The sequence below is a fragment of the Agrobacterium sp. CFBP 3001 genome (assembly GCF_027871605.1).
Lineage (GTDB): Bacteria > Pseudomonadota > Alphaproteobacteria > Rhizobiales > Rhizobiaceae > Agrobacterium > Agrobacterium leguminum.
Genome location: NZ_JAQAHD010000010.1, coordinates 171,825 through 194,282 on the forward strand (window position 1 = coordinate 171,825; position 22,458 = coordinate 194,282).

General features: G+C 58.2%; 34 protein-coding genes. 31 read left to right on the forward strand and 3 right to left on the reverse strand.

The window, feature by feature from the left end:
- Positions 1 to 30: 30 nt before the first annotated feature.
- The 3 genes from PH605_RS14760 to PH605_RS14770 form a co-directional block, all read right to left on the reverse strand.
- The gene (locus PH605_RS14760) at positions 31 to 1,116 is read right to left on the reverse strand and encodes a helix-turn-helix transcriptional regulator (RefSeq protein WP_142845322.1); all 1,086 of its coding nucleotides are present in this window, start codon (positions 1,114 to 1,116) and stop codon (positions 31 to 33) included.
- Positions 1,117 to 1,214: 98 nt separating this feature from the next.
- A complete protein-coding gene (locus tag PH605_RS14765; protein WP_142845323.1) occupies positions 1,215 to 1,565 on the reverse strand; it encodes a VOC family protein in 351 nt (116 codons plus the stop codon).
- Positions 1,566 to 1,575: 10 nt separating this feature from the next.
- Positions 1,576 to 1,869 carry a transcriptional regulator gene (locus PH605_RS14770; protein WP_065655890.1) on the reverse strand — a complete coding sequence of 98 codons (294 nt, stop codon included), beginning with the start codon at positions 1,867 to 1,869 and terminating at the stop codon, positions 1,576 to 1,578.
- Between the two features lie 526 nt (positions 1,870 to 2,395).
- On the opposite strand from PH605_RS14770, the gene rpsL reads away from it, so the two are divergent.
- The 31 genes from rpsL (at position 2,396) to rplQ (ending at position 22,151) form a co-directional block, all read left to right on the forward strand.
- The gene (gene rpsL / locus PH605_RS14775) at positions 2,396 to 2,767 is read left to right on the forward strand and encodes a 30S ribosomal protein S12 (RefSeq protein ID WP_003507760.1); all 372 of its coding nucleotides are present in this window, start codon (positions 2,396 to 2,398) and stop codon (positions 2,765 to 2,767) included.
- A 78-nt stretch (positions 2,768 to 2,845) separates the two neighbouring features.
- Complete coding sequence (gene rpsG / locus PH605_RS14780; RefSeq protein WP_003507761.1) at positions 2,846 to 3,316, forward strand: 30S ribosomal protein S7; 471 nt, start codon at positions 2,846 to 2,848, stop codon at positions 3,314 to 3,316.
- 34 nt (positions 3,317 to 3,350) lie between these two features.
- Complete coding sequence (gene fusA / locus PH605_RS14785; RefSeq protein WP_065655891.1) at positions 3,351 to 5,450, forward strand: elongation factor G; 2,100 nt, start codon at positions 3,351 to 3,353, stop codon at positions 5,448 to 5,450.
- A 65-nt stretch (positions 5,451 to 5,515) separates the two neighbouring features.
- Positions 5,516 to 6,691: an elongation factor Tu gene (gene tuf, locus PH605_RS14790; protein ID WP_003525183.1), complete on the forward strand. Its 1,176-nt coding sequence runs from the start codon at positions 5,516 to 5,518 to the stop codon at positions 6,689 to 6,691.
- Positions 6,692 to 7,002: 311 nt separating this feature from the next.
- Positions 7,003 to 7,311, forward strand: a complete 309-nt coding sequence (rpsJ, locus tag PH605_RS14795) for a 30S ribosomal protein S10 (RefSeq protein ID WP_003507767.1) — start codon at positions 7,003 to 7,005, stop codon at positions 7,309 to 7,311.
- A gap of 204 nt (positions 7,312 to 7,515) precedes the next feature.
- Entirely contained in the window at positions 7,516 to 8,157 is a 642-nt protein-coding gene (gene rplC, locus PH605_RS14800; RefSeq protein ID WP_003507769.1) for a 50S ribosomal protein L3, read from the forward strand.
- A 12-nt stretch (positions 8,158 to 8,169) separates the two neighbouring features.
- Positions 8,170 to 8,790, forward strand: a complete 621-nt coding sequence (gene rplD, locus PH605_RS14805; protein WP_003495173.1) for a 50S ribosomal protein L4 — start codon at positions 8,170 to 8,172, stop codon at positions 8,788 to 8,790.
- The gene (locus PH605_RS14810; RefSeq protein ID WP_003521003.1) at positions 8,787 to 9,080 is read left to right on the forward strand and encodes a 50S ribosomal protein L23; all 294 of its coding nucleotides are present in this window, start codon (positions 8,787 to 8,789) and stop codon (positions 9,078 to 9,080) included. The genes rplD and PH605_RS14810 overlap by 4 nt, the downstream gene beginning before the upstream one ends.
- A gap of 43 nt (positions 9,081 to 9,123) precedes the next feature.
- On the forward strand, positions 9,124 to 9,960 hold the full coding sequence (gene rplB / locus PH605_RS14815) for a 50S ribosomal protein L2 (protein ID WP_003521004.1): 837 nt from the start codon (positions 9,124 to 9,126) through the stop codon (positions 9,958 to 9,960).
- Between the two features lie 15 nt (positions 9,961 to 9,975).
- Positions 9,976 to 10,254: a 30S ribosomal protein S19 gene (gene rpsS, locus PH605_RS14820; protein WP_003507772.1), complete on the forward strand. Its 279-nt coding sequence runs from the start codon at positions 9,976 to 9,978 to the stop codon at positions 10,252 to 10,254.
- 2 nt (positions 10,255 to 10,256) lie between these two features.
- Complete coding sequence (rplV, locus tag PH605_RS14825; protein ID WP_003521005.1) at positions 10,257 to 10,646, forward strand: 50S ribosomal protein L22; 390 nt, start codon at positions 10,257 to 10,259, stop codon at positions 10,644 to 10,646.
- The gene (gene rpsC, locus PH605_RS14830) at positions 10,646 to 11,377 is read left to right on the forward strand and encodes a 30S ribosomal protein S3 (RefSeq protein WP_003495188.1); all 732 of its coding nucleotides are present in this window, start codon (positions 10,646 to 10,648) and stop codon (positions 11,375 to 11,377) included. Before rplV ends, rpsC begins: the two co-directional genes overlap by 1 nt.
- Before the next feature lie 38 nt (positions 11,378 to 11,415).
- Entirely contained in the window at positions 11,416 to 11,829 is a 414-nt protein-coding gene (rplP, locus tag PH605_RS14835) for a 50S ribosomal protein L16 (RefSeq protein WP_003495190.1), read from the forward strand.
- 12 nt (positions 11,830 to 11,841) lie between these two features.
- Positions 11,842 to 12,042 (forward strand): 50S ribosomal protein L29, encoded by a 201-nt coding sequence (gene rpmC, locus PH605_RS14840; RefSeq protein ID WP_003495193.1) that lies wholly within the window; start codon positions 11,842 to 11,844, stop codon positions 12,040 to 12,042.
- Positions 12,043 to 12,053: 11 nt separating this feature from the next.
- Positions 12,054 to 12,290: a 30S ribosomal protein S17 gene (gene rpsQ / locus PH605_RS14845; RefSeq protein ID WP_003495195.1), complete on the forward strand. Its 237-nt coding sequence runs from the start codon at positions 12,054 to 12,056 to the stop codon at positions 12,288 to 12,290.
- Positions 12,291 to 12,524: 234 nt separating this feature from the next.
- Positions 12,525 to 12,893: a 50S ribosomal protein L14 gene (gene rplN / locus PH605_RS14850; protein ID WP_003495199.1), complete on the forward strand. Its 369-nt coding sequence runs from the start codon at positions 12,525 to 12,527 to the stop codon at positions 12,891 to 12,893.
- 13 nt (positions 12,894 to 12,906) lie between these two features.
- Positions 12,907 to 13,215 (forward strand): 50S ribosomal protein L24, encoded by a 309-nt coding sequence (gene rplX, locus PH605_RS14855; protein ID WP_003521006.1) that lies wholly within the window; start codon positions 12,907 to 12,909, stop codon positions 13,213 to 13,215.
- Positions 13,208 to 13,762: a 50S ribosomal protein L5 gene (gene rplE, locus PH605_RS14860; protein ID WP_003495201.1), complete on the forward strand. Its 555-nt coding sequence runs from the start codon at positions 13,208 to 13,210 to the stop codon at positions 13,760 to 13,762. Before rplX ends, rplE begins: the two co-directional genes overlap by 8 nt.
- Before the next feature lie 33 nt (positions 13,763 to 13,795).
- The gene (gene rpsN, locus PH605_RS14865) at positions 13,796 to 14,101 is read left to right on the forward strand and encodes a 30S ribosomal protein S14 (RefSeq protein ID WP_142845324.1); all 306 of its coding nucleotides are present in this window, start codon (positions 13,796 to 13,798) and stop codon (positions 14,099 to 14,101) included.
- Positions 14,102 to 14,113: 12 nt separating this feature from the next.
- Entirely contained in the window at positions 14,114 to 14,512 is a 399-nt protein-coding gene (gene rpsH, locus PH605_RS14870) for a 30S ribosomal protein S8 (RefSeq protein ID WP_003521007.1), read from the forward strand.
- A gap of 43 nt (positions 14,513 to 14,555) precedes the next feature.
- Complete coding sequence (gene rplF / locus PH605_RS14875) at positions 14,556 to 15,089, forward strand: 50S ribosomal protein L6 (RefSeq protein ID WP_003495204.1); 534 nt, start codon at positions 14,556 to 14,558, stop codon at positions 15,087 to 15,089.
- A gap of 12 nt (positions 15,090 to 15,101) precedes the next feature.
- Positions 15,102 to 15,464 (forward strand): 50S ribosomal protein L18, encoded by a 363-nt coding sequence (gene rplR / locus PH605_RS14880; protein WP_003521008.1) that lies wholly within the window; start codon positions 15,102 to 15,104, stop codon positions 15,462 to 15,464.
- 197 nt (positions 15,465 to 15,661) lie between these two features.
- A complete protein-coding gene (gene rpsE / locus PH605_RS14885) occupies positions 15,662 to 16,231 on the forward strand; it encodes a 30S ribosomal protein S5 (protein WP_004442585.1) in 570 nt (189 codons plus the stop codon).
- A gap of 11 nt (positions 16,232 to 16,242) precedes the next feature.
- On the forward strand, positions 16,243 to 16,449 hold the full coding sequence (gene rpmD, locus PH605_RS14890; RefSeq protein WP_020812287.1) for a 50S ribosomal protein L30: 207 nt from the start codon (positions 16,243 to 16,245) through the stop codon (positions 16,447 to 16,449).
- Between the two features lie 16 nt (positions 16,450 to 16,465).
- The gene (gene rplO, locus PH605_RS14895; protein WP_003521009.1) at positions 16,466 to 16,945 is read left to right on the forward strand and encodes a 50S ribosomal protein L15; all 480 of its coding nucleotides are present in this window, start codon (positions 16,466 to 16,468) and stop codon (positions 16,943 to 16,945) included.
- A 328-nt stretch (positions 16,946 to 17,273) separates the two neighbouring features.
- Positions 17,274 to 18,614, forward strand: a complete 1,341-nt coding sequence (gene secY, locus PH605_RS14900) for a preprotein translocase subunit SecY (RefSeq protein WP_003521010.1) — start codon at positions 17,274 to 17,276, stop codon at positions 18,612 to 18,614.
- Positions 18,611 to 19,201, forward strand: coding sequence for an adenylate kinase (locus tag PH605_RS14905; RefSeq protein WP_003521011.1), 591 nt, complete (start codon positions 18,611 to 18,613; stop codon positions 19,199 to 19,201). The genes secY and PH605_RS14905 overlap by 4 nt, the downstream gene beginning before the upstream one ends.
- A 302-nt stretch (positions 19,202 to 19,503) precedes the next feature.
- A complete protein-coding gene (gene rpsM / locus PH605_RS14910; RefSeq protein ID WP_035263425.1) occupies positions 19,504 to 19,872 on the forward strand; it encodes a 30S ribosomal protein S13 in 369 nt (122 codons plus the stop codon).
- Positions 19,873 to 20,009: 137 nt separating this feature from the next.
- Positions 20,010 to 20,399, forward strand: a complete 390-nt coding sequence (gene rpsK / locus PH605_RS14915; protein ID WP_003521013.1) for a 30S ribosomal protein S11 — start codon at positions 20,010 to 20,012, stop codon at positions 20,397 to 20,399.
- A gap of 195 nt (positions 20,400 to 20,594) precedes the next feature.
- Positions 20,595 to 21,605, forward strand: coding sequence for a DNA-directed RNA polymerase subunit alpha (locus PH605_RS14920; protein WP_003495228.1), 1,011 nt, complete (start codon positions 20,595 to 20,597; stop codon positions 21,603 to 21,605).
- 120 nt (positions 21,606 to 21,725) lie between these two features.
- Complete coding sequence (rplQ, locus tag PH605_RS14925; RefSeq protein ID WP_003521014.1) at positions 21,726 to 22,151, forward strand: 50S ribosomal protein L17; 426 nt, start codon at positions 21,726 to 21,728, stop codon at positions 22,149 to 22,151.
- Positions 22,152 to 22,458: the final 307 nt, after the last annotated feature.

The following is a 22,458-nucleotide window of genomic DNA, read 5'->3' on the forward strand; positions in this document are numbered from 1 at the left end:
TCAACCCGGAAATCCATCCGCGCAAATGGGTTAGGCCTGTCCGCGGATGTCATAGCGAGTGAGAACGGAAAGCCGGCGAACGAGGTCGGCCTTGCCGGTGCTGCCGGTCTTCGCGTAGATAGACTTGGCGTTGCTGCGCACGGTTTCGTGCGAAACTTTCAGCTGCTTCGCCACCGCCGGAAGCGAAAGCCCCTTCATGATTTCCAGCGCTACCCGCGCTTCGCCCCTGGTCAGATCGTAGAGACCCTTGAGCAATGTGTTTGCGTCGGCAATTACGCCCGTCGGCTGCGATACGAGCGCGATGGCGTTACCGTTGGGTGAGAAATCCAGTGCGCTCTTGCGCAGCGGTATGAGGTGGAGAATGCAGGCGCCGTCTTCGCTGGCGGGAAGAGGGAAGGAACCGGCGTCTTGCCCAGAGAGTGCCTTGTAAAGCAGCCGGTTCACTCTCTCATCGGCAATGGTGATTCTGTCGCGCGTGCGGGCGGAGAAGCATTTCTGTAATGACAGGAACAGATCGTTGGCCGAAATGATGTGGCCGCTCGTCTGCAGCACTGCGGCCGGCGCGCCAATGGCGTTGAGACCAAGTGTCATCGCATCGGCCTTCTGACGCTGCAGCTGTGTTGCGAGGGTGAGGCTGCGGGCGATATGCGGCCTCAGTCCGCCGAGTGCTGCCATGGTCTCGGGCGTGATAGTGCCGGCGTCGAGCCTGCGTTCAAACAGCACTGTCATCTCCGGATGGCCGGGTGGAGCAACCTGTGTCGCCGCGCCGTATCCCAAACCGCGGGGCATAAGAAAGTCACGAACGATCGGCAGCTCGGCCCATTCCTCATGATTGAAGACGTCCAAATCCTGCGCGAAGGAGAATTGGCCTTCCCGGGCGATGCGGCTGAGGCGATCATTGCGGTGGTTCCAGCCGCCCGCCGCGAAGTCCTTCATCAGCTCCTGAAAGCTCGGCGTGTGAAGCCACACCTGGTCTTCTCCCTTGCCCCAGGTAATCGCGCCGCCCCAGAAATTGAGATGACGGCAGATAGCTACCAGAACCTGCATCCAGCGGTCGGGAAAAAGCGCCGCTTCATAAATGTCATCGATAATGTCTGCCGACGATATAGTATCCAACCCGCCACCGAAAATTTGCGTCGGAACTATTCTAAGCTGATGTCGGCTGGATATTCAATGTATAAAGAATTAATACTACTGTATTTAAAGTATATAATCTATGAGTGACTTAATATATTGATGAGTTTGCCGAAAGGGTCGCGCACGAACAGGCGTCGTACACCCCACGCCTCGACTACGGGGCCGTATTCGATCGGCAGCTTGGCGGTCAGGATTCGGGCGTGGACCTCGTCGAAATCATCGACCTCGATGGAGAGGTCGGGCACATCCGTGCCGGAGCCACCTTCGCGCGCAAAACTCACCTGAGCCCGCGCTTCGAGCGGACTGGCATAGGTCAGGATCCAGCCGTGGTCCATGGCGACGGTCATGCCGAGAATATCGCCATAGAACGCCTTAGCCCGCGCGGGTTCCGGCGTTGCTATATTGGTGACGACACGTCTGACCGCCATGGCTTGGACCTCAGGCGAAGCGGATGATGGCGACTTCGCCTTCGAGTGCGCCCTGATAGGCGGAGGCGTGCGGCTCTTCGTCCGGGATGTCGGTCAGCATGCCGATCTGGTCGAGATCGGCTTCGATGAAGCCTTCCTCGGAAAGCGCGTTCAGCGTTTCGCGTACGGCGGTATCGTCGTCCGGCGCCCGCAGGATGACGTGGATATCGATGCCCTCGGAATTGTCCGTCTCGTAGGCCTTGCCGATGACGATGAAGACCATCGGCTCGTCGCGTCCGTTGTCGTTGTCGGGGAGGGTGCTCATGACGCGGTTCCTTGATCTGTCGTTGCTGTGATGCGGGCCGAGGGAATCGGTCCCACCCATGGCGGAGCCGCTCCGACCCGCCATGGGGAATCAATAGACGGATTTTATGAAAAGCCAAAGCGCGGAGGTCAAAATCGCTGCCTTCTGCGCCGACTTATGTTAAAGCGGGTTGGAAATGGCCCGGACGTGGGCTTTGCGGCCATGGGTGGCGGCGCAAAATGTGGATTCACCCTTGACGAAAGCTGGCTAAAACAGTAGTACGCCCGCCATCGGAGCCTCTGTGGGTGCTGGCCGTTCGGTAACCTTTTTCCCGAACATCATCTCAAACGGGTCTCCATTGCACGTAGAAGACACGAATGTTGCACGCAAGACGCCTCATCCGGTGTCCTCTGCTCTTGGTGGTCCATCCGTGAAAACGGATCGGGCCACGTTTTGCGCATGAGGATATATGCGTGCATCGTCGCCGGCAACGGCATAGCCGCCACCCGTGAGGGTGGCTAAAGTAGTTTTTGCAAGGGATGGTTATATGCCTACCGTAAACCAGCTGATCCGCAAGCCTCGCCAGGCACAGGTAAAGCGCAACAAGGTTCCTGCTCTTCAGGAAAACCCGCAGAAGCGTGGTGTTTGCACCCGCGTTTACACGACGACCCCGAAGAAGCCGAACTCGGCTCTGCGTAAGGTTGCCAAGATCCGCCTCACCAACGGCTTCGAAGTCATCGGCTACATTCCGGGCGAAGGTCACAACCTTCAGGAACACTCCGTGGTCATGATCCGCGGCGGCCGCGTAAAGGACTTGCCGGGCGTGCGTTACCACATCATCCGCGGTGTTCTCGATACCCAGGGCGTCAAGAACCGCAAGCAGCGCCGCTCCAAGTACGGTGCGAAGCGTCCGAAGTAATTCGGGTTTAAACAAATTCCGGCGCTGCGCGAGGTTCTCCGCGTGGTTTAGCGTCAATAACATTGAGAGACAAAGAATATGTCCCGTCGCCATAGTGCAGAAAAGCGTGAGATCAACCCGGACCCGAAGTTCGGCGATCTGGTCGTCACCAAGTTCATGAACGCCATCATGCTTCACGGCAAGAAGTCGGTCGCAGAAAGCATCGTTTACGGCGCGTTCGACGTCGTTCAGGGCAAGACGAAGCAGGAGCCGCTCGGCGTGTTCCACTCCGCCCTCGACAACGTTGCTCCGCACGTTGAAGTGCGTTCGCGCCGCGTTGGTGGTGCAACCTACCAGGTCCCGGTCGACGTTCGTCCGGAGCGCCGCCAGGCTCTCGCCATCCGCTGGCTGATCACTGCTGCTCGCAAGCGCAACGAAACGACCATGGTCGATCGCCTTTCCGGCGAACTCATGGACGCTGCGAACAACCGCGGTTCCGCTGTCAAGAAGCGCGAAGACACGCACAAGATGGCCGACGCCAACCGCGCATTCTCGCATTACCGCTGGTAATCTTAACCGGTCGCATATCGAAAGGCAGTCCATTATGGCTCGCGAATATAAAATCGAAGACTACCGCAATTTCGGTATCATGGCGCATATCGACGCCGGCAAGACGACGACCACCGAGCGTATCCTTTATTACACCGGTAAGTCGCACAAGATCGGCGAAGTTCACGATGGCGCTGCCACGATGGACTGGATGGAACAGGAGCAGGAGCGTGGTATCACCATCACCTCCGCTGCCACCACGACCTTCTGGAAGGGTCGCGACGGCAAGATGCGCCGCTTCAACATCATCGACACCCCCGGCCACGTCGACTTCACCATTGAAGTCGAGCGTTCGCTGCGCGTTCTCGACGGCGCCATCGCGCTGCTCGACGCCAACGCCGGTGTTGAGCCGCAGACGGAAACCGTCTGGCGCCAGGCTGAGAAGTATCATGTTCCGCGCATGATCTTCTGCAACAAGATGGACAAGACCGGTGCTGACTTCTACCGCTCGGTAGAAATGATCAAGACCCGTCTCGGCGCCATCGCCGTTGTCATGCAGCTGCCGATCGGCGCTGAGGCCGAGTTCAAGGGCGTTATCGACCTGATCGAGATGAACGCACTCATCTGGCGCGACGAATCGCTCGGCGCTCAGTGGGACGTCGTCGAAATCCCGGAAGACATGAAGGCCAAGGCTGACGAATATCGCGAAAAGCTGATCGAGACCGTTGTCGAGATCGACGAAGAAGCGATGGAAGACTACCTGAACGGCATCATGCCCGACAACGACAAGATCCGTGCGCTCGTTCGCCGCGGCACCATCGACGTGAAGTTCCACCCGATGTTCTGCGGTACCGCGTTCAAGAACAAGGGCGTTCAGCCGCTTCTCGACGCTGTTGTCGACTACCTGCCTTCTCCGCTGGACATTCCGGCGATCAAGGGTATCGACTTCAAGACCGAAGCCGAAATCGAGCGTCATGCCGACGACAGCGAGCCGCTTTCCATGCTCGCGTTCAAGATCATGAACGACCCCTTCGTCGGTTCGCTGACCTTCGCACGCATCTACTCGGGCAAGCTCGAAAAGGGTACGTCCGTCATCAACACGGTCAAGGACAAGCGCGAGCGCGTCGGCCGGATGCTGCAGATGCACTCCAACAGCCGTGAAGACATCGAAGAAGCCTTTGCCGGCGACATCGTTGCTCTGGCCGGCCTCAAGGAAACCACCACTGGCGATACGCTCTGCGATCCGCTGAAGCCGGTTATCCTCGAGCGCATGGAATTCCCCGAGCCGGTCATCCAGATCGCGATCGAGCCGAAGACCAAGGGCGACCAGGAAAAGATGGGCCTCGCGCTCAACCGTCTGGCTGCTGAAGATCCTTCGTTCCGCGTCAAGACGGATGAAGAATCCGGTCAGACGATCATCGCGGGCATGGGCGAACTTCACCTCGACATTCTCGTTGACCGTATGCGTCGCGAATTCAAGGTTGAAGCAACCGTTGGCGCTCCGCAGGTTGCCTACCGCGAAACCATCACGCGTCAGCACGAAGAAGACTACACGCACAAGAAGCAGTCCGGTGGTACCGGTCAGTTCGCTCGCGTGAAGATCATCTTCGAACCGAACCCCGAAGGCGAAGACTTCAAGTTCGAGTCGAAGATCGTCGGCGGTGCAGTTCCGAAGGAATACATCCCGGGCGTTCAGAAGGGTATCGAAAGCGTTCTGTCTTCCGGTCCGCTGGCTGGCTTCCCGATGCTCGGCGTCAAGGCGACGCTGGTCGATGGTGCATTCCACGATGTTGACTCGTCGGTTCTCGCCTTCGAAATCGCATCGCGTGCCTGCTTCCGTGAAGCAGCCAAGAAGGCTGGCGCACAGCTTCTCGAGCCGATGATGAAGGTCGAAGTCGTAACGCCGGAAGACTATGTCGGTGACGTTATCGGCGACCTGAACTCCCGTCGTGGTCAGATCCAGGGCCAGGAAAGCCGTGGTATCGCGGTCGTCATCAACGCGCATGTTCCGCTCGCGAACATGTTCAAGTACGTCGACAACCTGCGCTCCATGTCGCAGGGCCGTGCACAGTACTCGATGACGTTCGACCACTATTCGCCGGTTCCGTCGAACGTGGCGCAGGAAATCCAGGCTAAGTACTCCGGTCAGAAGTGATCGGGGTACGCCCCACCGAATTTTGAAGATTATTCCCGTCAAGGGACAAGAATGGAGAGCCACTAATGGCAAAGAGCAAGTTTGAGCGCAATAAGCCGCACGTCAACATTGGCACGATCGGTCACGTTGACCATGGCAAGACGTCGCTGACGGCAGCGATCACGAAGTTCTTCGGCGAATTCAAGGCGTATGACCAGATCGACGCCGCGCCTGAAGAAAAGGCCCGTGGTATCACGATTTCGACGGCGCACGTTGAATACGAAACGCCTGCCCGTCACTACGCGCACGTCGACTGCCCCGGCCACGCCGACTACGTGAAGAACATGATCACCGGTGCTGCCCAGATGGACGGCGCGATCCTGGTTTGCTCGGCTGCTGACGGCCCGATGCCGCAGACCCGCGAGCACATCCTGCTTGCCCGTCAGGTTGGCGTTCCGGCGATCGTCGTGTTCCTCAACAAGGTCGACCAGGTTGACGACGCCGAGCTTCTCGAGCTCGTCGAGCTTGAAGTTCGCGAACTTCTGTCGTCCTACGACTTCCCGGGCGACGATATCCCGATCATCAAGGGTTCGGCTCTTGCTGCTCTTGAAGATTCTGACAAGAAGATCGGTGAAGACGCGATCCGCGAGCTGATGGCTGCGGTTGACGCCTACATCCCGACGCCTGAGCGTCCGATCGACCAGCCGTTCCTGATGCCGATCGAAGACGTGTTCTCGATCTCCGGCCGTGGTACGGTTGTGACGGGTCGCGTTGAGCGCGGTATCGTCAAGGTTGGCGAAGAAGTCGAAATCGTCGGCATCCGTCCGACCTCGAAGACGACGGTTACCGGCGTTGAAATGTTCCGCAAGCTGCTCGACCAGGGCCAGGCCGGCGACAACATCGGTGCTCTCGTTCGCGGTGTTAACCGTGACGGCGTCGAGCGTGGTCAGATCCTGTGCAAGCCGGGTTCTGTCAAGCCGCACAAGAAGTTCAAGGCTGAAGCCTACATCCTGACGAAGGAAGAAGGCGGCCGTCATACGCCGTTCTTCACGAACTACCGTCCGCAGTTCTACTTCCGCACGACGGACGTAACGGGCATCGTTACGCTTCCGGAAGGCACGGAAATGGTTATGCCTGGCGACAACGTGACCGTTGACGTCGAGCTGATCGTTCCGATCGCGATGGAAGAAAAGCTGCGCTTCGCTATCCGCGAAGGCGGCCGTACCGTCGGCGCCGGCATCGTGGCTTCGATCGTCGAGTAATTTCGACCTTTGAAATTCTGACTGGCGGCGGTGTGAACAACACCGCCGCCGGACTTTTGGTAAAAAGCCTGGCGGCGTTGCATTTTTAGTGCTTGAAAAATTCGGTGAAAGCGCGTAAACGCGCACTCACACTCACCGCTGGATTCGCAAGCGATTGCGAAACGCGGTGTTTTAGCAATACAGACAATTGAAATGATTGGGATGCGACAGCGCATTTCTCTCGATTTTTGAAAATCTGCGGCGCCACGATCAATAGAAGTTCATGTGTTTCTGCGTGCGGAAACGAATAACAAAGAACAAGGACAAGACGAATGAACGGCCAGAATATCCGTATCCGCCTCAAGGCGTTCGATCACCGGATCCTCGATGCCTCTACCCGTGAAATCGTGTCGACCGCAAAGCGCACCGGCGCCAGCGTTCGCGGCCCGGTTCCGCTCCCCACCCGCATCGAAAAGTTTACCGTCAACCGCTCTCCTCACGTTGATAAGAAGAGCCGTGAACAGTTCGAAATGCGGACGCACAAGCGTCTTCTCGATATCGTTGACCCCACCCCGCAGACTGTCGATGCTCTGATGAAGCTCGACCTCGCTGCTGGCGTTGACGTGGAAATCAAGCTCTAAGACCCGGCCCGATCCATTCAAGGTGAGGGCTGAAGTAACAAGGCCGGACTTCACCTTTGGGTGAAGGCCAATAACAAGGAAGGTACGTGGAGTAATCCAACGACTTCCAAACCGGAGACCGGAAACATCGTGAGATGTCGAAGGGCACTCCTTAACAAAGGCCAGAGAGGGTTTTCCCTTCAAGGCTCGCAAGAGGATGAACCAATGCGTTCAGGTGTGATTGCACAGAAAGTGGGTATGACACGCGTCTATAACGACGCAGGTGAACATATCCCCGTAACAGTATTGCGACTGGATAACGTACAAGTCGTTGCCCAGCGCACGGAAGACAAGAATGGCTATACCGCAGTTCAGCTCGGTGCCGGCCAGTCCAAGGTCAAGAACACGACGAAGGCGCTTCGCGGTCATTTTGCCGCTGCCAATGTCGAACCGAAAGCCAAGCTCGTCGAGTTCCGGGTTTCCCCCGAGAACCTGATCGACATCGGTGCAACACTGACCGCAAATCATTTTCAGTCCGGCCAGCTGGTCGACGTCACTGGAACCACGATCGGTAAAGGTTTTGCCGGTGCTATGAAGCGTCACAACTTCGGTGGTGGCCGCGCTTCGCACGGTAACTCCGTATCGCACCGTGCACACGGTTCGACCGGTAACAACCAGGATCCGGGCCGCGTCTGGAAGGGCAAGCGCATGGCTGGTCATATGGGCCAGACGCGCGTTACGACCCAGAACCTCGAAGTCGTTTCGACCGATGAAGACCGTGGCCTCATCCTCGTGAAGGGTGCAGTTCCCGGCTCGAAGGGTTCCTGGATCATCGTCCGCGACGCCGTCAAGTCGGCTGCGAAGTAAGGGAGCCTTATCATGGAATTGAACGTCAAGACCCTCGAGGGAAAAGACGCCGGCAAGGTTTCTCTGTCGGATGAGATCTTCGGCCTCGACCCCCGCCAGGACATCCTGGCCCGCATGGTTCGCTGGCAGCTTGCAAAGAAGCAGCAGGGAACCCACAAGTCCAAGAACCGGTCGGAAGTTTCCCGCACCGGCGCGAAGATGTACAAGCAGAAGGGTACGGGCCGCGCTCGTCACCATTCGGCTCGCGCACCGCAGTTCCGCGGCGGCGGCAAGGCCCACGGCCCGGTCGTTCGCAGCCATGCACACGATCTTCCGAAGAAGGTTCGTGCGCTCGCTCTGCGTCACGCCCTGTCTGCAAAGCTGAAGGCTGAAGAACTGATCATCGTTGATCAGCTCGTCGCGTCCGAAGCAAAGACCAAGGCTCTGCTGGGCAGCTTCGCTTCGCTTGGCCTGACCAACGCTCTCGTTATCGGCGGCGCCGAACTTGATGGCAACTTCAAGCTCGCTGCTCAGAACATCCCGAACGTGGACGTTCTGCCGGTTCAGGGCATCAATGTTTACGACATCCTGCGCCGTGGCAAGCTGGTGCTTTCCAAGGCTGCTGTAGAGGCTCTGGAGGAGCGGTTCAAATGACGGATCTTCGCCACTACGATGTGATCGTATCTCCTTCGATCACGGAAAAGTCGACGCTGGTATCCGAACAGAACCAGGTCGTATTCAACGTCGCCAAGAATGCTTCCAAGCCTGAAATCAAGGCTGCCGTGGAAGCTCTCTTCGGCGTCAAAGTCACGGCTGTGAACACGCTTATCCGCAAGGGTAAGACCCGTCGTTTCCGTGGATTCGCCGGTAAGCTGAAGGACGTCAAGAAAGCCGTCGTCACGCTCGCCGAAGGTCAATCCATCGACGTGTCCACCGGACTCTAAAGGTTAGGCCCAAGCGGGCAAAGACCCAAAAGGGAACAAGAAAATGGCATTGAAAAGTTTCAATCCGACCACGCCGAGCCAGCGCCAGCTGGTTATCGTGGACCGCGCTTCGCTCTACAAGGGCAAGCCGGTAAAGGCTCTCACCCAGGGCCTCAGCTCCAAGGGTGGCCGTAACAACCAGGGCCGGATCACCGTCCGTTTCCAGGGTGGCGGTCACAAGCGGACCTACCGTCTGGTTGACTTCAAGCGTCGCAAGTTCGACGTAGAAGGCACCGTTGAGCGTCTGGAATACGACCCCAACCGCACCGCGTTCATCGCGCTGGTTACGTATACCGACGGCGAACAGGCTTACATTCTCGCGCCACAGCGTCTCGCTGCCGGTGACAAGGTGATCGCCTCCGACAAGGCAGTGGACGTGAAGCCTGGCAACACCATGCCGCTTCAGTACATTCCGGTCGGTTCGATCATCCACAACGTCGAGATGAAGCCGGGCAAGGGCGGTCAGATCGCTCGCTCCGCCGGTACGTATGTCCAGCTCGTCGGCCGCGATGCCGGCATGGCCATCCTGCGTCTCAACTCGGGCGAACAGCGTCTGGTGCATGGCTCCTGCCTCGCATCGATCGGTGCTGTTTCGAACTCGGACCACGCCAACATCAACGACGGCAAGGCCGGTCGTTCCCGTTGGCGCGGCAAGCGTCCGCACGTTCGCGGCGTCGTCATGAACCCGGTCGACCACCCGCACGGTGGTGGTGAAGGTCGCACGTCGGGTGGTCGCCACCCGGTTACTCCGTGGGGCAAGCCCACGAAGGGCAAGCGCACCCGTTCGAACAAGTCGACCGACAAGTTCATCATGCGCTCGCGCCATCAGCGTAAGAAGTAAGAGAGGTAGTCACTAATGGCTCGTTCAGTATGGAAAGGTCCGTTTGTTGACGGCTATCTTCTCACCAAGGCTGAGAAGGTGCGCGAGAGCGGACGTAACGAAGTAATCAAGATCTGGAGCCGTCGCTCCACGATCCTGCCGCAGTTCGTTGGTCTGACCTTCGGCGTCTACAACGGCAGCAAGCATGTGCCCGTCTCCGTCAACGAAGACATGGTCGGACACAAGTTCGGTGAATTCTCTCCGACCCGTACCTATTACGGTCACGGCGCGGACAAGAAGGCAAAGAGGAAGTAATCATGGCGAAGGCTAAGACCGAACGCCGGCTGAAGGACAACGAGGCTCAGGCCGTTGCCCGTACGCTCCGCGTCAGCCCCCAGAAACTGAACCTGGTTGCCGCTCTTATCCGTGGCAAGAAGGTTGATCGCGCTCTCGCCGAGCTCGAATTCTCCCGCAAGCGCATTGCAGGCACCGTCAAGAAGACGCTGGAATCTGCGATTGCCAATGCGGAAAACAACCACGACCTCGACGTCGACGCTCTCGTCGTCGCCGAGGCCTATGTTGGCAAGTCCATCACCATGAAGCGTTTCCACGCTCGTGGCCGTGGTCGTGCTTCCCGCATCGAAAAGCCGTTCGCTCACCTCACGATCGTTGTTCGTGAAGTCGAGGAAAAAGGGGAGGCCGCATAATGGGTCAGAAAATCAATCCGATCGGCTTCCGCCTCGGCATCAACCGTACCTGGGATAGCCGCTGGTACGCTGACACCGCAGAATACGGCAAGCTGCTGCATGAAGACCTGAAGATCCGGGCTTACCTGATCAAGGAACTCAAGCAGGCCGGTATCGCAAAGGTCGTCATCGAGCGTCCGCACAAGAAGTGCCGCGTTACGATCCACTCGGCTCGTCCGGGTCTGATCATCGGCAAGAAGGGTGCGGACATCGAGAAGCTTCGCAAGAAGCTTTCCGAGATGACCAACTCCGAAACGCACCTCAACATCGTTGAAGTGCGCAAGCCGGAAATCGACGCGACGCTGGTTGCCCAGTCGATCGCTCAGCAGCTCGAGCGCCGCGTGGCTTTCCGCCGTGCGATGAAGCGTGCTGTTCAGTCCGCAATGCGTCTTGGCGCCGAAGGCATCAAGATCACCTGCGGCGGCCGTCTCGGCGGTGCAGAAATCGCTCGTACCGAATGGTACCGCGAAGGTCGCGTTCCGCTGCACACGCTGCGTGCGGACATCGACTACGGCACGGCTGAAGCTGAAACCGCATTCGGCATTTGCGGCATCAAGGTCTGGATCTTCAAGGGCGAAATCCTTGAGCACGATCCGATGGCTTCTGAGCGTCGCGGTCTCGAAGGCGACGCACAGGGCCCTGCAAGCCGTGAGCGTGGCGATCGTCCCGATCGTCGTCGCGAAAACGCTTGATTGACGCTGGCGAAAGATAAGCTCGGAGAAGTAAGAAAATGTTGCAGCCAAAGCGTACTAAGTACCGTAAGCAGTTCAAGGGACGCATCAAGGGCGTCGCCAAGGGCGGCTTTGACCTGGCATTCGGTGAATTCGGCTTGAAGTCGCAGGAACCGAACCGCGTGAATGCACGCGAGATCGAAGCGGCCCGCCGCGCGATCACGCGTTACATGAAGCGCGCAGGTCGCGTGTGGATCCGCGTATTCCCCGACGTTCCGGTCACGGCAAAGCCGACCGAAGTTCGTATGGGTAAGGGCAAGGGTTCGGTCGATTACTGGGCATGCAAAGTCAAGCCCGGTCGTATGATGTTCGAGATCGACGGTGTGTCCGAGGAGATCGCCCGTGAGGCGCTTCGTCTCGGCGCTGCCAAGCTCTCGGTCAAGACGCGCTTCGTACAGCGCATCGCAGAGTAAGGAGCAAGGCACATGAAAGCCGATGAAGTTCGCGGCCTCAGCGCCGACCAGCTCAAGGACAAGCTCGCCGATCTGAAGAAGGAGCAGTTCAACCTGCGCTTCCAGAAGGCAACTGGTCAGCTGGAGAAGTCCTCGCGCATCAACGAAGTCCGCAAGGATATCGCCCGCGTTAAAACCATTGCCCGCCAGAAGGCGGCAGAAGCCAAGGCCTAAGGAAGAATAATATGCCGAAACGCATTCTGCAGGGCGTCGTTGTGTCCGACAAGAACGAGAAGACTGTCGTAGTTCGTGTTGAGCGCCGATTCGCTCACCCGCTGCTTCAGAAGACCGTTCGTCGTTCGAAGAAGTACAAGGCACACGACGAAAACAATCAGTATAAGGTCGGCGATGTCGTTTCCATCGAGGAATGCGCACCGATCTCCAAGGACAAGCGCTGGACGGTCGTTTCCGCCCAGGCTTAATTTCATCAGAATCGCGCCAGGTGTCTTGCACTTGGCGCGAATTCCTGTATGAAGCACCGCAAGGACGCTCGTGAATCGAGCGTCTTTTGCTTTGATGCGCACGGAAGGTCCTTCGGGAAACCACCCTGTCACGACATTTCCGCGCAAAAAAAGAGATATTCATAAGCTGGGGCAGGGGGCTTACTCGGGAGAGTTTGCCCAACCGTTCCGGTAACAACAAGAAGGCGACCTGACATGATTCAGATGCAAACAAACCTCGACGTGGCGGATAATTCCGGCGCACGTCGTGTCATGTGCATCAAGGTGCTGGGCGGCTCGAAGCGCAAATATGCTTCTGTTGGCGACATTATTGTCGTTTCCATCAAGGAAGCTATTCCGCGCGGCCGCGTCAAGAAGGGCGACGTGATGAAGGCGGTTGTCGTGCGCACCGCCAAGGACATCCGCCGCGCTGACGGCAGCGTCATCCGTTTCGATAACAACGCAGCCGTTCTTATCGACAACAAGAAAGAGCCCATCGGCACCCGTATCTTCGGACCGGTTCCGCGCGAACTTCGCGCCAAGAACCACATGAAGATCATCTCGCTGGCTCCGGAAGTACTGTAAGGAGCGACAAGCGATGCAGAAAATTCGTAAAGGCGACAAGGTTGTCGTATTGACCGGTAAGGACAAGGGCCGTACCGGCGAAGTAATCCAGGTTTTGCCGAAGGAAGACCGGGCCGTTGTGCGTGGCGTCAACATGGTGAAGCGTCACCAGCGCCAGACCCAGGCCCAGGAAGCCGGCATCATCAACAAGGAAGCATCCTTGCACATCTCCAACATCGCCATCGTCGACAAGGATGGCAAGCCGACCCGCGTTGGCTTCTCGGTTGTGGATGGCAAGAAGGTCCGCGTGGCCAAGCGTTCGGGAGAAGTGATCGATGGCTGATAAGTACGAGCCGCGTCTCAAGACGGAATACGTTTCCCGTATCCGTGGCGCCATGCAGGAGAAGTTTTCCTACGCGAACGTCATGATGATCCCGAAGCTTGAAAAGATCGTGATCAACATGGGCGTTGGCGAAGCGACTGCTGACTCCAAGAAGCCCACCATCGCTGCCGGTGACCTGGCTGCGATTGCCGGCCAGAAGCCGGTCGTTACCCGCGCTCGCAACTCGATCGCTGGTTTCAAGGTTCGCGAAGGCATGCCGATCGGTGCGAAGGTTACCCTTCGTGGCGCCCGCATGTACGAATTCCTTGATCGTCTGGTCAACATCGCGCTGCCGCGCGTTCGCGACTTCCGGGGCCTGAACCCGAAGAGCTTTGACGGCCGTGGCAACTTCGCCATGGGCATCAAGGAACACATTGTGTTCCCTGAGATCAACTACGATAAGGTTGATCAGATGTGGGGCATGGACATCATCGTTTGCACGACGGCGACGTCGGACGACGAAGCTCGGGCTCTGCTGACAGAGTTCAACTTCCCGTTCCGTCACTAACCGTAACGACGAGCGTAGAAAAGGAACTCCGATATGGCGAAAACAAGCGCAGTTGAAAAGAACAAGCGCCGCCGCAAGTCGGTCGCTCAGCAGGCCAGCAAGCGCGCTGCCCTCAAGGCGATCGTGATGAACCAGTCCCTTCCGATCGAAGACCGGTTCAAGGCCACTCTGAAGCTCGCTTCGCTGCCGCGTGACGGCTCGAAGACGCGTATCCGCAACCGCTGCGAAGTAACGGGCCGTCCGCGCGCGTTCTATCGCAAGCTCAAGATGTCGCGTATCGCGCTTCGTGAGCTGGGCAATTCCGGCAAGGTGCCGGGCATTGTCAAGTCGAGCTGGTAAGGAGACGGGCACATGACCATGACTGATCCTTTGGGTGATATGCTCACCCGCATCCGCAATGGTGCTGCTCGCCGCAAGTCTTCGGTAAGCACGCCGGCTTCCAGCCTCCGCGCACGCGTTCTCGACGTGCTGCAGGCTGAAGGCTACATTCGCGGTTATTCCAAGGTCGATTTCGAAAACGGCAAGTCCGAATTCACGATCGAGCTGAAGTACTACGAAGGCGCGTCCGTGATCCGTGAGATCGGCCGCGTTTCCAAGCCGGGCCGCCGGGTTTATGTCTCGGTAAAGTCCATTCCGCAGGTCGCGAACGGCCTCGGCATCACCATCCTTTCGACCCCGAAGGGCGTGATGGCCGATCACCAGGCTCGCGAACAGAACGTTGGTGGCGAGGTTCTTTGCTCGGTCTTCTAAGACCCGAGCAAGGATCTCCATAACGAACAGACAGGATTGAATAATGTCTCGTATCGGTAAAAAGCCCGTTCCGGTTCCAGCAGGTGTGACGGCCAATGTCGACGGCCAGAAGGTTACTGCTAAGGGCCCGAAGGGTGAACTGTTTTTCGTCGCTAACGACGACATTCAGCTGAAGCTCGAAGATAACGGCGTTTCCGTAACGCCGGCTAACGGCACCAAGGAAGCTCGTTCGAAGTGGGGCATGTCCCGCACGATGATCGAGAACATCTTCAAGGGTGTTAAGGACGGCTATGAGCGCAAGCTCGAAATCAACGGCGTCGGTTACCGTGCCGCCATGCAGGGCAAGAACCTGCAGCTGGCTCTCGGCTTCTCCCACGACGTTGTTTACGAGCCTCCGGTCGGCATCACCATTGCCGTTCCGAAGCCCACGGAAATCATCGTTTCCGGCATCAACAAGCAGCAGGTTGGCCAGGTAGCCGCGGAAATCCGCGAATACCGCGGTCCCGAGCCCTACAAGGGCAAGGGCGTGAAGTACGCTGAAGAGCGTATTGTCCGCAAAGAAGGCAAGAAGAAGTAAGGATCACGCGAAATGGCTAGCAGGAAAGAAGCACTTGCACGTCGCGCGAGCCGTGTGCGCCGCCAGATCAAGGCGGTTGCCAACGGCCGCCCGCGCCTGTCGGTTCATCGCTCGTCGAAGAACATCTACGCCCAGATCATCGATGACGTTGCTGGTAAGACGCTTGCGTCTGCCTCCACGCTCGAAGCCGATCTGCGCGGCTCGCTCAAGACCGGCGCCGACGTTGCAGCAGCAACTGTTGTCGGCAAGCTGGTTGCCGAGCGTGGCGTCAAGGCTGGCGTCAAGGATGTCGTATTCGACCGTGGCGCGTTCATCTACCACGGCCGCATCAAGGCTCTGGCAGACGCTGCCCGCGAAGGCGGCCTGAACTTCTGAGTGCATGACCCTTTCGATTTTTTGAGATCGAAAGAAAGGATCATGCACCAACAAAGATGCTGTAGCGCTTTTCGCGCTGCAGTTTCCGCCCGGACAACGATCCGGGCGGAATTTCACCGGACCATGCGGATCTCTTCATCGGGACCGCTGGTCTTTTCGTTTGCCGTTCCACCCGCAAAAGAAAAAGGACAAGGACAATGGCACAGGATAAAAGAGGTTCCCGCGAAGAGCGTCAGAACCGCGAAGAGCGCGATAGCGAATTCGTCGACAAGCTGGTCGCGATCAACCGCGTTGCAAAGGTTGTTAAGGGTGGCCGTCGCTTCGGCTTCGCCGCTCTCGTTGTCGTTGGCGACCAGAAGGGCCGCGTTGGCTTCGGTCACGGCAAGGCTCGTGAAGTTCCGGAAGCGATCCGCAAGGCAACCGAAAGCGCAAAGCGCGATCTGATCTTCGTTCCGCTGCGCGATGGCCGCACGCTGCACCACGACGTCAATGGCCGTCATGGCGCAGGCAAGGTTCTGCTGCGTTCGGCCAAGGCCGGTACCGGTATCATCGCCGGTGGTCCGATGCGCGCCGTTTTCGAAACGCTCGGCGTTCATGACGTTGTTGCCAAGTCGACCGGTTCTTCGAACCCGTACAACATGGTTCGCGCTACGTTCGACGCTCTGAAGCATCAGGTTCATCCGAAGGACATCGCTGCACAGCGCGGTCTGAAGTATGCGACCCTTCAGGCTCGTCGTGCCGCTTCCGGCAACGCTTCTGAAGAATAAGGAGCTGGATCATGGCCAAGAAGACTACTGAAGCCAAGAAGACTGTTACGGTCGAACAGATCGGCAGCCCCATTCGCCGCCCGGCAATCCAGCGCCAGACGCTGATCGGCCTGGGTCTCAACAAGATGCATCGTCAGCGCACCCTGGAAGACACTCCGGCGGTCCGCGGCATGATCCGTGCGGTCCAGCATCTCGTTCGCGTCGTTGACGAGAAGTGAGACGGAGTAACCTATCATGAAACTCAATGAAATCAGAGACAACGAAGGCGCCTCCAAGGATCGTATCCGCGTAGGTCGCGGTATCGGTTCCGGCAAGGGCAAGACCGGTGGTCGCGGTGTGAAGGGTCAGAAGGCTCGTTCGGGCGTCGCCATCAACGGCTTCGAAGGCGGTCAGATGCCAATCTACCGTCGTCTGCCGAAGCGCGGTTTCAATAACATCTTCGCTTCCGAATATGTTGTCGTATCGCTCGGCCGCATTCAGACCGCCATCGACGCCAAGAAGCTTGACGCTTCCGCAACGATCGATGCCGCTGCTCTCAAGGCTGCCGGCGTTATCCGTCGCGCCAAGGACGGCGTACGCATTCTCGCCGACGGCGAGCTGAAGGCCAAGGTCGCTTTCGAAGTTGCCGGCGCTTCCAAGCCCGCAATTGAAAAGATCGAAAAGGCTGGCGGTTCGATCAAGCTTCTCGCAGTTGCAGCAGAAGCCGCCGAGTAATATATAGACTTCAGACGCCCGGGGCTCGTCGCTCCGGGCGTTTGCGCTCCCTGGCCTATGGTGCTTTCGATCTAAATCGATTTATAGAGCATCAGGGCAATCTCTTCGCGGTGTGCTTCCACGGCCCCGCTTGCGGCAGAAAGTGCTGCAGGGAGAGCCTCACAGTTCTTGAACTTCCGTAGGGGAGGGGATAGGACATAAAAAACAGGGTGAGGCATGATGGCGGCTCAGAGCCGCATTTGTCCGAAGCCCGGTTTTGACCAGTATCTTTTAGACCTTTCCGCATCGGCCGGTTGCGCTGGCTGGCAAGGGTCATTCGGAGAAATTTATGGCTTCAGCAGCGGAACAACTGGCTTCGAACCTGAATTTTTCGACCTTCGCTAAGGCGGAGGATCTGAAAAAGCGTCTCTGGTTTACTCTTGCCGCACTTCTCGTCTACCGTCTCGGCACTCACATTCCGCTTCCGGGCCTGAACCCCGAAGCCTATGCGCAGGCCTTCCGTGGCCAGGCCAACGGTATTCTCGGTCTTTTCAACATGTTTGCGGGTGGCGCCGTCGAGCGCATGGCGATTTTCGCCCTCGGCATCATGCCTTACATCTCCGCTTCGATCATCGTGCAGCTCATGACGTCGGTCGTGCCCTCGCTCGAAGCGTTGAAGAAGGAAGGCGAAGCCGGCCGCAAGATCATCAACCAGTATACGCGCTACGGCACGGTGCTGCTCGGCACGCTGCAGGCCTATGGCATTGCGGTAGGCCTCGAAAGCGGCAACGGCCTCGTGGTCGATCCGGGCTGGTTCTTCCGCATTTCCACCGTAATCACGCTGCTCGGCGGCACGATGTTCCTGATGTGGCTGGGTGAGCAGATCACCTCGCGTGGTATCGGCAACGGTATTTCGCTGATCATCTTCGCGGGCATTGCCGCAGGCCTGCCCAAGGCGCTGGCCGGCACGCTGGAACTCGGCCGTACCGGTGCGCTTTCCACCCCGCTCATCCTGACGGTCGTTGTGGTCGCCATCGGCGTCATCGCGCTCATCGTCTTCGTGGAACGCGCCCAGCGCCGCCTGTTGATCCAATATCCGAAGCGACAGGTCGGCAATCGCATGTTCCAGGGCGATACTTCGCATCTGCCGCTGAAGCTCAACACGGCTGGCGTCATTCCCGCGATCTTCGCATCTTCGCTGCTGCTGCTGCCGGCAACGGCTGCGGGTTTTGCCGGCAACACCAACCTGCCGGGCTGGGCAACCTCGATCATCGCGTCGCTGCAGCACGGGCAGCCGCTGTTCATGGCGCTCTATGGCCTGCTGATCGCGTTCTTCGCATTTTTCTATACGGCGATCGTCTTCAATCCGAAGGACACCGCAGATAACCTCAAGAAGCATGGTGGCTTCATTCCGGGCATCCGTCCGGGCGAGCGCACCGCGGAGTACATCGATTACGTCCTGACCCGCATCACCGTGGTCGGCGCGATTTATCTTGTCTTCGTCTGTATCCTTCCTGAGACACTTATCGCACGCACGGGCATTCCATTAGCCCTTGGTGGTACTTCGCTTTTGATCGTTGTCAGTGTAACTCTGGACACGGTTGCGCAAATTCAGGGTCACCTGATCGCGCAGCAGTATGAAGGGCTGATCAAGAAGTCGAAGTTGCGTGGAGGAAAGAGGGGACGATGAGACTGATATTTTTGGGTCCGCCGGGTGCGGGCAAGGGAACCCAGGCCAAGCGGCTGACGGACAAGTACGGGATCCCGCAGCTTTCCACCGGTGACATGCTTCGCGCTGCGGTCAGCGCGGGCACCGAAATCGGCAAACGCGCCAAGGCCGTCATGGATGCCGGCGGGCTTGTTTCCGACGATATCGTCAATCAGATCGTTTCCGAACGCATCGAAGCACCGGACTGTGCCAAGGGCTTTATTCTCGACGGCTATCCGCGCACCGTTCCGCAGGCCAAGGCGCTTGCCGAGAACATGCGCAAGAAGAATCTGGTCCTCGATGCCGTCATCGAACTCAAGGTGGACGAAGAGGCGTTGATTCGCCGAATCGAAAACCGCGTGGCTGAAACCATTGCCGCCGGCGGTACGGTTCGCTCGGATGACAATCCGGAAGCGTTCCGCAAGCGCCTGACGGAATATCGCGAGAAGACCGCGCCGCTGTCTGCCTATTACAGCGAACAGGGCGAGCTCGTGACGCTGGATGGCATGGCTGATGTCGATGCCGTCACCGAGGCTATCGAGCGCGTTCTCGAGAAAGCCTCCGCCTGATCGACCGAGCGGATGGGCGAGGCTGTTGCGCTCTTGCCCATATCTCGCTTGCGCATGGCGGCAGATCCTTTGGATCGTAAAAGAATCTTGGCGGAGCCGGTTGCTTTTTTGCGCTGATTCCGTTAAACACCGCGCCAACTCGCGACATCCCAAGCGACTGGCGCGGATTTCCCTAAGGGAAGGGAGATCCGGGTTCGGTCGTTTTGACTTGTCACGGACACCAATTTGAACTGGCGGTCTTGTCGGCCGCTCGAATGGAATCACCACTTGCCGGATGGCAACTGGAACCAAGGAGAAGAGACGTGGCACGTATCGCTGGCGTCAACATCCCGACCGCGAAGCGCGTTGTTATTGCGCTGACCTACATTCACGGGATCGGTCCGAAATTCGCGCAGGAAATCATGGACAAGGTCGGTCTTCCGGCTGAGAAGCGCGTTCATCAGCTGACGGATGCTGAAGTTCTTCAGATCCGCGAAGCCATCGACCGCGACTACCAGGTCGAAGGCGACCTGCGTCGTGAGACCTCGATGAACATCAAGCGTCTGATGGACCTCGGTTGCTACCGCGGCCTGCGTCACCGTCGTGGCCTTCCGGTCCGCGGTCAGCGCACGCACACCAACGCCCGCACCCGCAAGGGTCCGGCGAAGGCTATCGCTGGTAAGAAGAAGTAATTTTCCGGTTCTCCGGAAAGGGGAGGCTGGTGCAGTCCGCGCCAGCCTTTCTGAGTTTGGCGTGAAGCTCCGATGGGGTTGATCGCCGGTGTAGCCGCTGGTGTTACGGCGGTGAAGAGATCAATGAAAGGTATAAAATGGCCAAGGAAGCCGCACGTATTCGCCGTCGCGAACGTAAGAACATCACGTCTGGCGTCGCGCACGTCAACTCGACCTTCAACAACACGATGATCACCATCACCGACGCACAGGGCAACGCCATTGCCTGGTCGTCTGCTGGTGCCAAGGGCTTCAAGGGTTCGCGCAAGTCGACCCCGTTCGCTGCCCAGATTGCTGCTGAAGATTGCGCGAAGAAGGCTCAGGAACACGGCATGAAGTCGCTTGAAGTTGAAGTTTGCGGTCCGGGTTCCGGCCGTGAATCGGCACTTCGCGCCCTGCAGGCTGCCGGTTTCATGATCACTTCCATTCGCGACGTGACGCCGATCCCGCACAACGGTTGCCGTCCGCGCAAGAAGCGCCGCGTCTGACGCGACCGTGGTTCGGAAATTCCGCCTTACCTCAGGTCTGGCGGAATTTTCGTGTATCTGGCGTGTGCGCGTCGATTTCGATCGGCGGACTTGCGCTCAAGAACCCACCGATGAACCGCTGAATTAGGTTCCTCTCGGTGTTTTCATGCTCGGTCCGTCACGATTGGATGGTGGCGGCGAACGGAAGGTTTAAAGATGATTCAGAAGAACTGGCAGGAACTTATCAAGCCGAACAAGGTCGAGTTCACCTCGTCCAGCCGCACCAAGGCAACCCTGGTTGCCGAGCCGCTGGAGCGTGGTTTTGGTCTTACCCTCGGCAACGCGCTGCGTCGCGTTCTGTTGTCTTCTCTGCGTGGCGCCGCTGTGACGGCCGTGCAGATCGACGGTGTCCTGCACGAATTCTCCTCCATCCCCGGCGTTCGGGAAGATGTGACGGATATCGTGCTCAACATCAAGGAAATCGCCATCAAGATGGACGGCGATGATTCCAAGCGCATGGTCGTGCGCAAGCAGGGCCCGGGCGCCGTAACCGCTGGTGACATCCAGACGGTTGGCGACATCGAGATCCTGAACCCCGACCACGTGATCTGCACGCTGGACGATGGCGCTGAAATCCGCATGGAATTCACCGTCAACAACGGCAAGGGTTACGTACCGGCTGAGCGCAACCGCGCGGAAGATGCCCCGATTGGCCTCATTCCGGTGGACAGCCTCTATTCTCCGGTCAAGAAAGTGTCCTACAAGGTGGAAAACACCCGTGAAGGCCAGGTTCTCGACTATGACAAGCTGATCATGACGATCGAGACCAACGGTTCGGTTTCCGGCGAAGACGCCGTTGCCTTCGCCGCTCGCATTCTTCAGGACCAGCTGGGCGTCTTCGTCAACTTCGACGAGCCGCAGAAGGAAGCAGAAGAAGAATCGGTTACCGAACTCGCGTTCAACCCGGCGCTTCTCAAGAAGGTCGACGAGCTCGAACTGTCCGTTCGTTCGGCAAACTGCCTGAAGAACGACAACATCGTTTATATCGGCGACCTGATCCAGAAGACCGAAGCCGAAATGCTTCGCACGCCGAACTTCGGTCGCAAGTCGCTGAACGAAATCAAGGAAGTTCTCGCTTCCATGGGTCTGCACCTCGGCATGGAAGTGCCGGCATGGCCGCCTGAGAACATCGAAGATCTCGCAAAGCGTTACGAAGACCAGTACTAACAATCAAAAAGGCAGACCCTTTAAAGACTGCCTTTCCCCGTCAAACAGCAGATAAGTCATCTGCATGTGCCAGGAAACGGCAGGCCTTAGAGAAGGAACCTGCGAAGAAGGAGAATAGCAATGCGCCACGGTAATTCAGGCCGCAAGCTCAATAGAACCGCCAGCCACCGCAAGGCAATGTTTGCCAACATGGCTGCTTCGCTCATCACCCATGAGCAGATCGTCACCACGCTTCCGAAGGCGAAGGAAATTCGCCCGATCGTTGAGAAGCTCGTCACCCTCGGCAAGCGCGGCGACCTGCACGCTCGTCGTCAGGCGATCTCGCAGATCAAGGATCAGGACGCCGTCCGCAAGCTGTTCGACGCGATCGCAGCCCGTTACGCAAACCGCAACGGCGGCTACCTGCGTATCATGAAGGCCGGCTTCCGCCAGGGCGACAATGCCGCTCTCGCCGTCATCGAATTCGTCGAGCGCGACGTTGACGCCAAGGGCGCAGCCGACAAGGCGCGCGTTGCCGCTGAAGCTGCTGCTGCCGAAGCTGCATAAGGTTTGACGCCGTTCAGGCGTCATGAGTTTAAAAGCCGGGCGAGAGATCGCCCGGCTTTTTGTGTTCAGATCTTAGCCGACACAATGACTAAGGTTTTGCCGTCGCGGCGAAGGGTTTGGGAGGGAATAGTTAAATCCATACCCTAGGGATGCTACTACTCGTATCCACCAACCATCATTAAACCCTCATCAGGCGTGAACCGCCCCAGGTTTCTGGACCATCTGAGGCTAGAGTTTTCCGGCTTCATTCAGGGAGGCGGGCTGGTTGAGCCTCCTGATTTCATCAGCGAGATCGGTACCTTATTGC

Coding starts and splice junctions, on each gene's coding strand:
- PH605_RS14765 (WP_142845323.1), bottom strand. CDS start 1,565: ATGGCGGTCAGACGTGTCGTCACCAATATAGCAACGCCGGAACCCGCG.
- PH605_RS14770 (WP_065655890.1), bottom strand. CDS start 1,869: ATGAGCACCCTCCCCGACAACGACAACGGACGCGACGAGCCGATGGTC.
- rpsL (WP_003507760.1), top strand. CDS start 2,396: ATGCCTACCGTAAACCAGCTGATCCGCAAGCCTCGCCAGGCACAGGTA.
- rpsG (WP_003507761.1), top strand. CDS start 2,846: ATGTCCCGTCGCCATAGTGCAGAAAAGCGTGAGATCAACCCGGACCCG.
- fusA (WP_065655891.1), top strand. CDS start 3,351: ATGGCTCGCGAATATAAAATCGAAGACTACCGCAATTTCGGTATCATG.
- tuf (WP_003525183.1), top strand. CDS start 5,516: ATGGCAAAGAGCAAGTTTGAGCGCAATAAGCCGCACGTCAACATTGGC.
- rpsJ (WP_003507767.1), top strand. CDS start 7,003: ATGAACGGCCAGAATATCCGTATCCGCCTCAAGGCGTTCGATCACCGG.
- rplC (WP_003507769.1), top strand. CDS start 7,516: ATGCGTTCAGGTGTGATTGCACAGAAAGTGGGTATGACACGCGTCTAT.
- rplD (WP_003495173.1), top strand. CDS start 8,170: ATGGAATTGAACGTCAAGACCCTCGAGGGAAAAGACGCCGGCAAGGTT.
- PH605_RS14810 (WP_003521003.1), top strand. CDS start 8,787: ATGACGGATCTTCGCCACTACGATGTGATCGTATCTCCTTCGATCACG.
- rplB (WP_003521004.1), top strand. CDS start 9,124: ATGGCATTGAAAAGTTTCAATCCGACCACGCCGAGCCAGCGCCAGCTG.
- rpsS (WP_003507772.1), top strand. CDS start 9,976: ATGGCTCGTTCAGTATGGAAAGGTCCGTTTGTTGACGGCTATCTTCTC.
- rplV (WP_003521005.1), top strand. CDS start 10,257: ATGGCGAAGGCTAAGACCGAACGCCGGCTGAAGGACAACGAGGCTCAG.
- rpsC (WP_003495188.1), top strand. CDS start 10,646: ATGGGTCAGAAAATCAATCCGATCGGCTTCCGCCTCGGCATCAACCGT.
- rplP (WP_003495190.1), top strand. CDS start 11,416: ATGTTGCAGCCAAAGCGTACTAAGTACCGTAAGCAGTTCAAGGGACGC.
- rpmC (WP_003495193.1), top strand. CDS start 11,842: ATGAAAGCCGATGAAGTTCGCGGCCTCAGCGCCGACCAGCTCAAGGAC.
- rpsQ (WP_003495195.1), top strand. CDS start 12,054: ATGCCGAAACGCATTCTGCAGGGCGTCGTTGTGTCCGACAAGAACGAG.
- rplN (WP_003495199.1), top strand. CDS start 12,525: ATGATTCAGATGCAAACAAACCTCGACGTGGCGGATAATTCCGGCGCA.
- rplX (WP_003521006.1), top strand. CDS start 12,907: ATGCAGAAAATTCGTAAAGGCGACAAGGTTGTCGTATTGACCGGTAAG.
- rplE (WP_003495201.1), top strand. CDS start 13,208: ATGGCTGATAAGTACGAGCCGCGTCTCAAGACGGAATACGTTTCCCGT.
- rpsN (WP_142845324.1), top strand. CDS start 13,796: ATGGCGAAAACAAGCGCAGTTGAAAAGAACAAGCGCCGCCGCAAGTCG.
- rpsH (WP_003521007.1), top strand. CDS start 14,114: ATGACCATGACTGATCCTTTGGGTGATATGCTCACCCGCATCCGCAAT.
- rplF (WP_003495204.1), top strand. CDS start 14,556: ATGTCTCGTATCGGTAAAAAGCCCGTTCCGGTTCCAGCAGGTGTGACG.
- rplR (WP_003521008.1), top strand. CDS start 15,102: ATGGCTAGCAGGAAAGAAGCACTTGCACGTCGCGCGAGCCGTGTGCGC.
- rpsE (WP_004442585.1), top strand. CDS start 15,662: ATGGCACAGGATAAAAGAGGTTCCCGCGAAGAGCGTCAGAACCGCGAA.
- rpmD (WP_020812287.1), top strand. CDS start 16,243: ATGGCCAAGAAGACTACTGAAGCCAAGAAGACTGTTACGGTCGAACAG.
- rplO (WP_003521009.1), top strand. CDS start 16,466: ATGAAACTCAATGAAATCAGAGACAACGAAGGCGCCTCCAAGGATCGT.
- secY (WP_003521010.1), top strand. CDS start 17,274: ATGGCTTCAGCAGCGGAACAACTGGCTTCGAACCTGAATTTTTCGACC.
- PH605_RS14905 (WP_003521011.1), top strand. CDS start 18,611: ATGAGACTGATATTTTTGGGTCCGCCGGGTGCGGGCAAGGGAACCCAG.
- rpsK (WP_003521013.1), top strand. CDS start 20,010: ATGGCCAAGGAAGCCGCACGTATTCGCCGTCGCGAACGTAAGAACATC.
- PH605_RS14920 (WP_003495228.1), top strand. CDS start 20,595: ATGATTCAGAAGAACTGGCAGGAACTTATCAAGCCGAACAAGGTCGAG.
- rplQ (WP_003521014.1), top strand. CDS start 21,726: ATGCGCCACGGTAATTCAGGCCGCAAGCTCAATAGAACCGCCAGCCAC.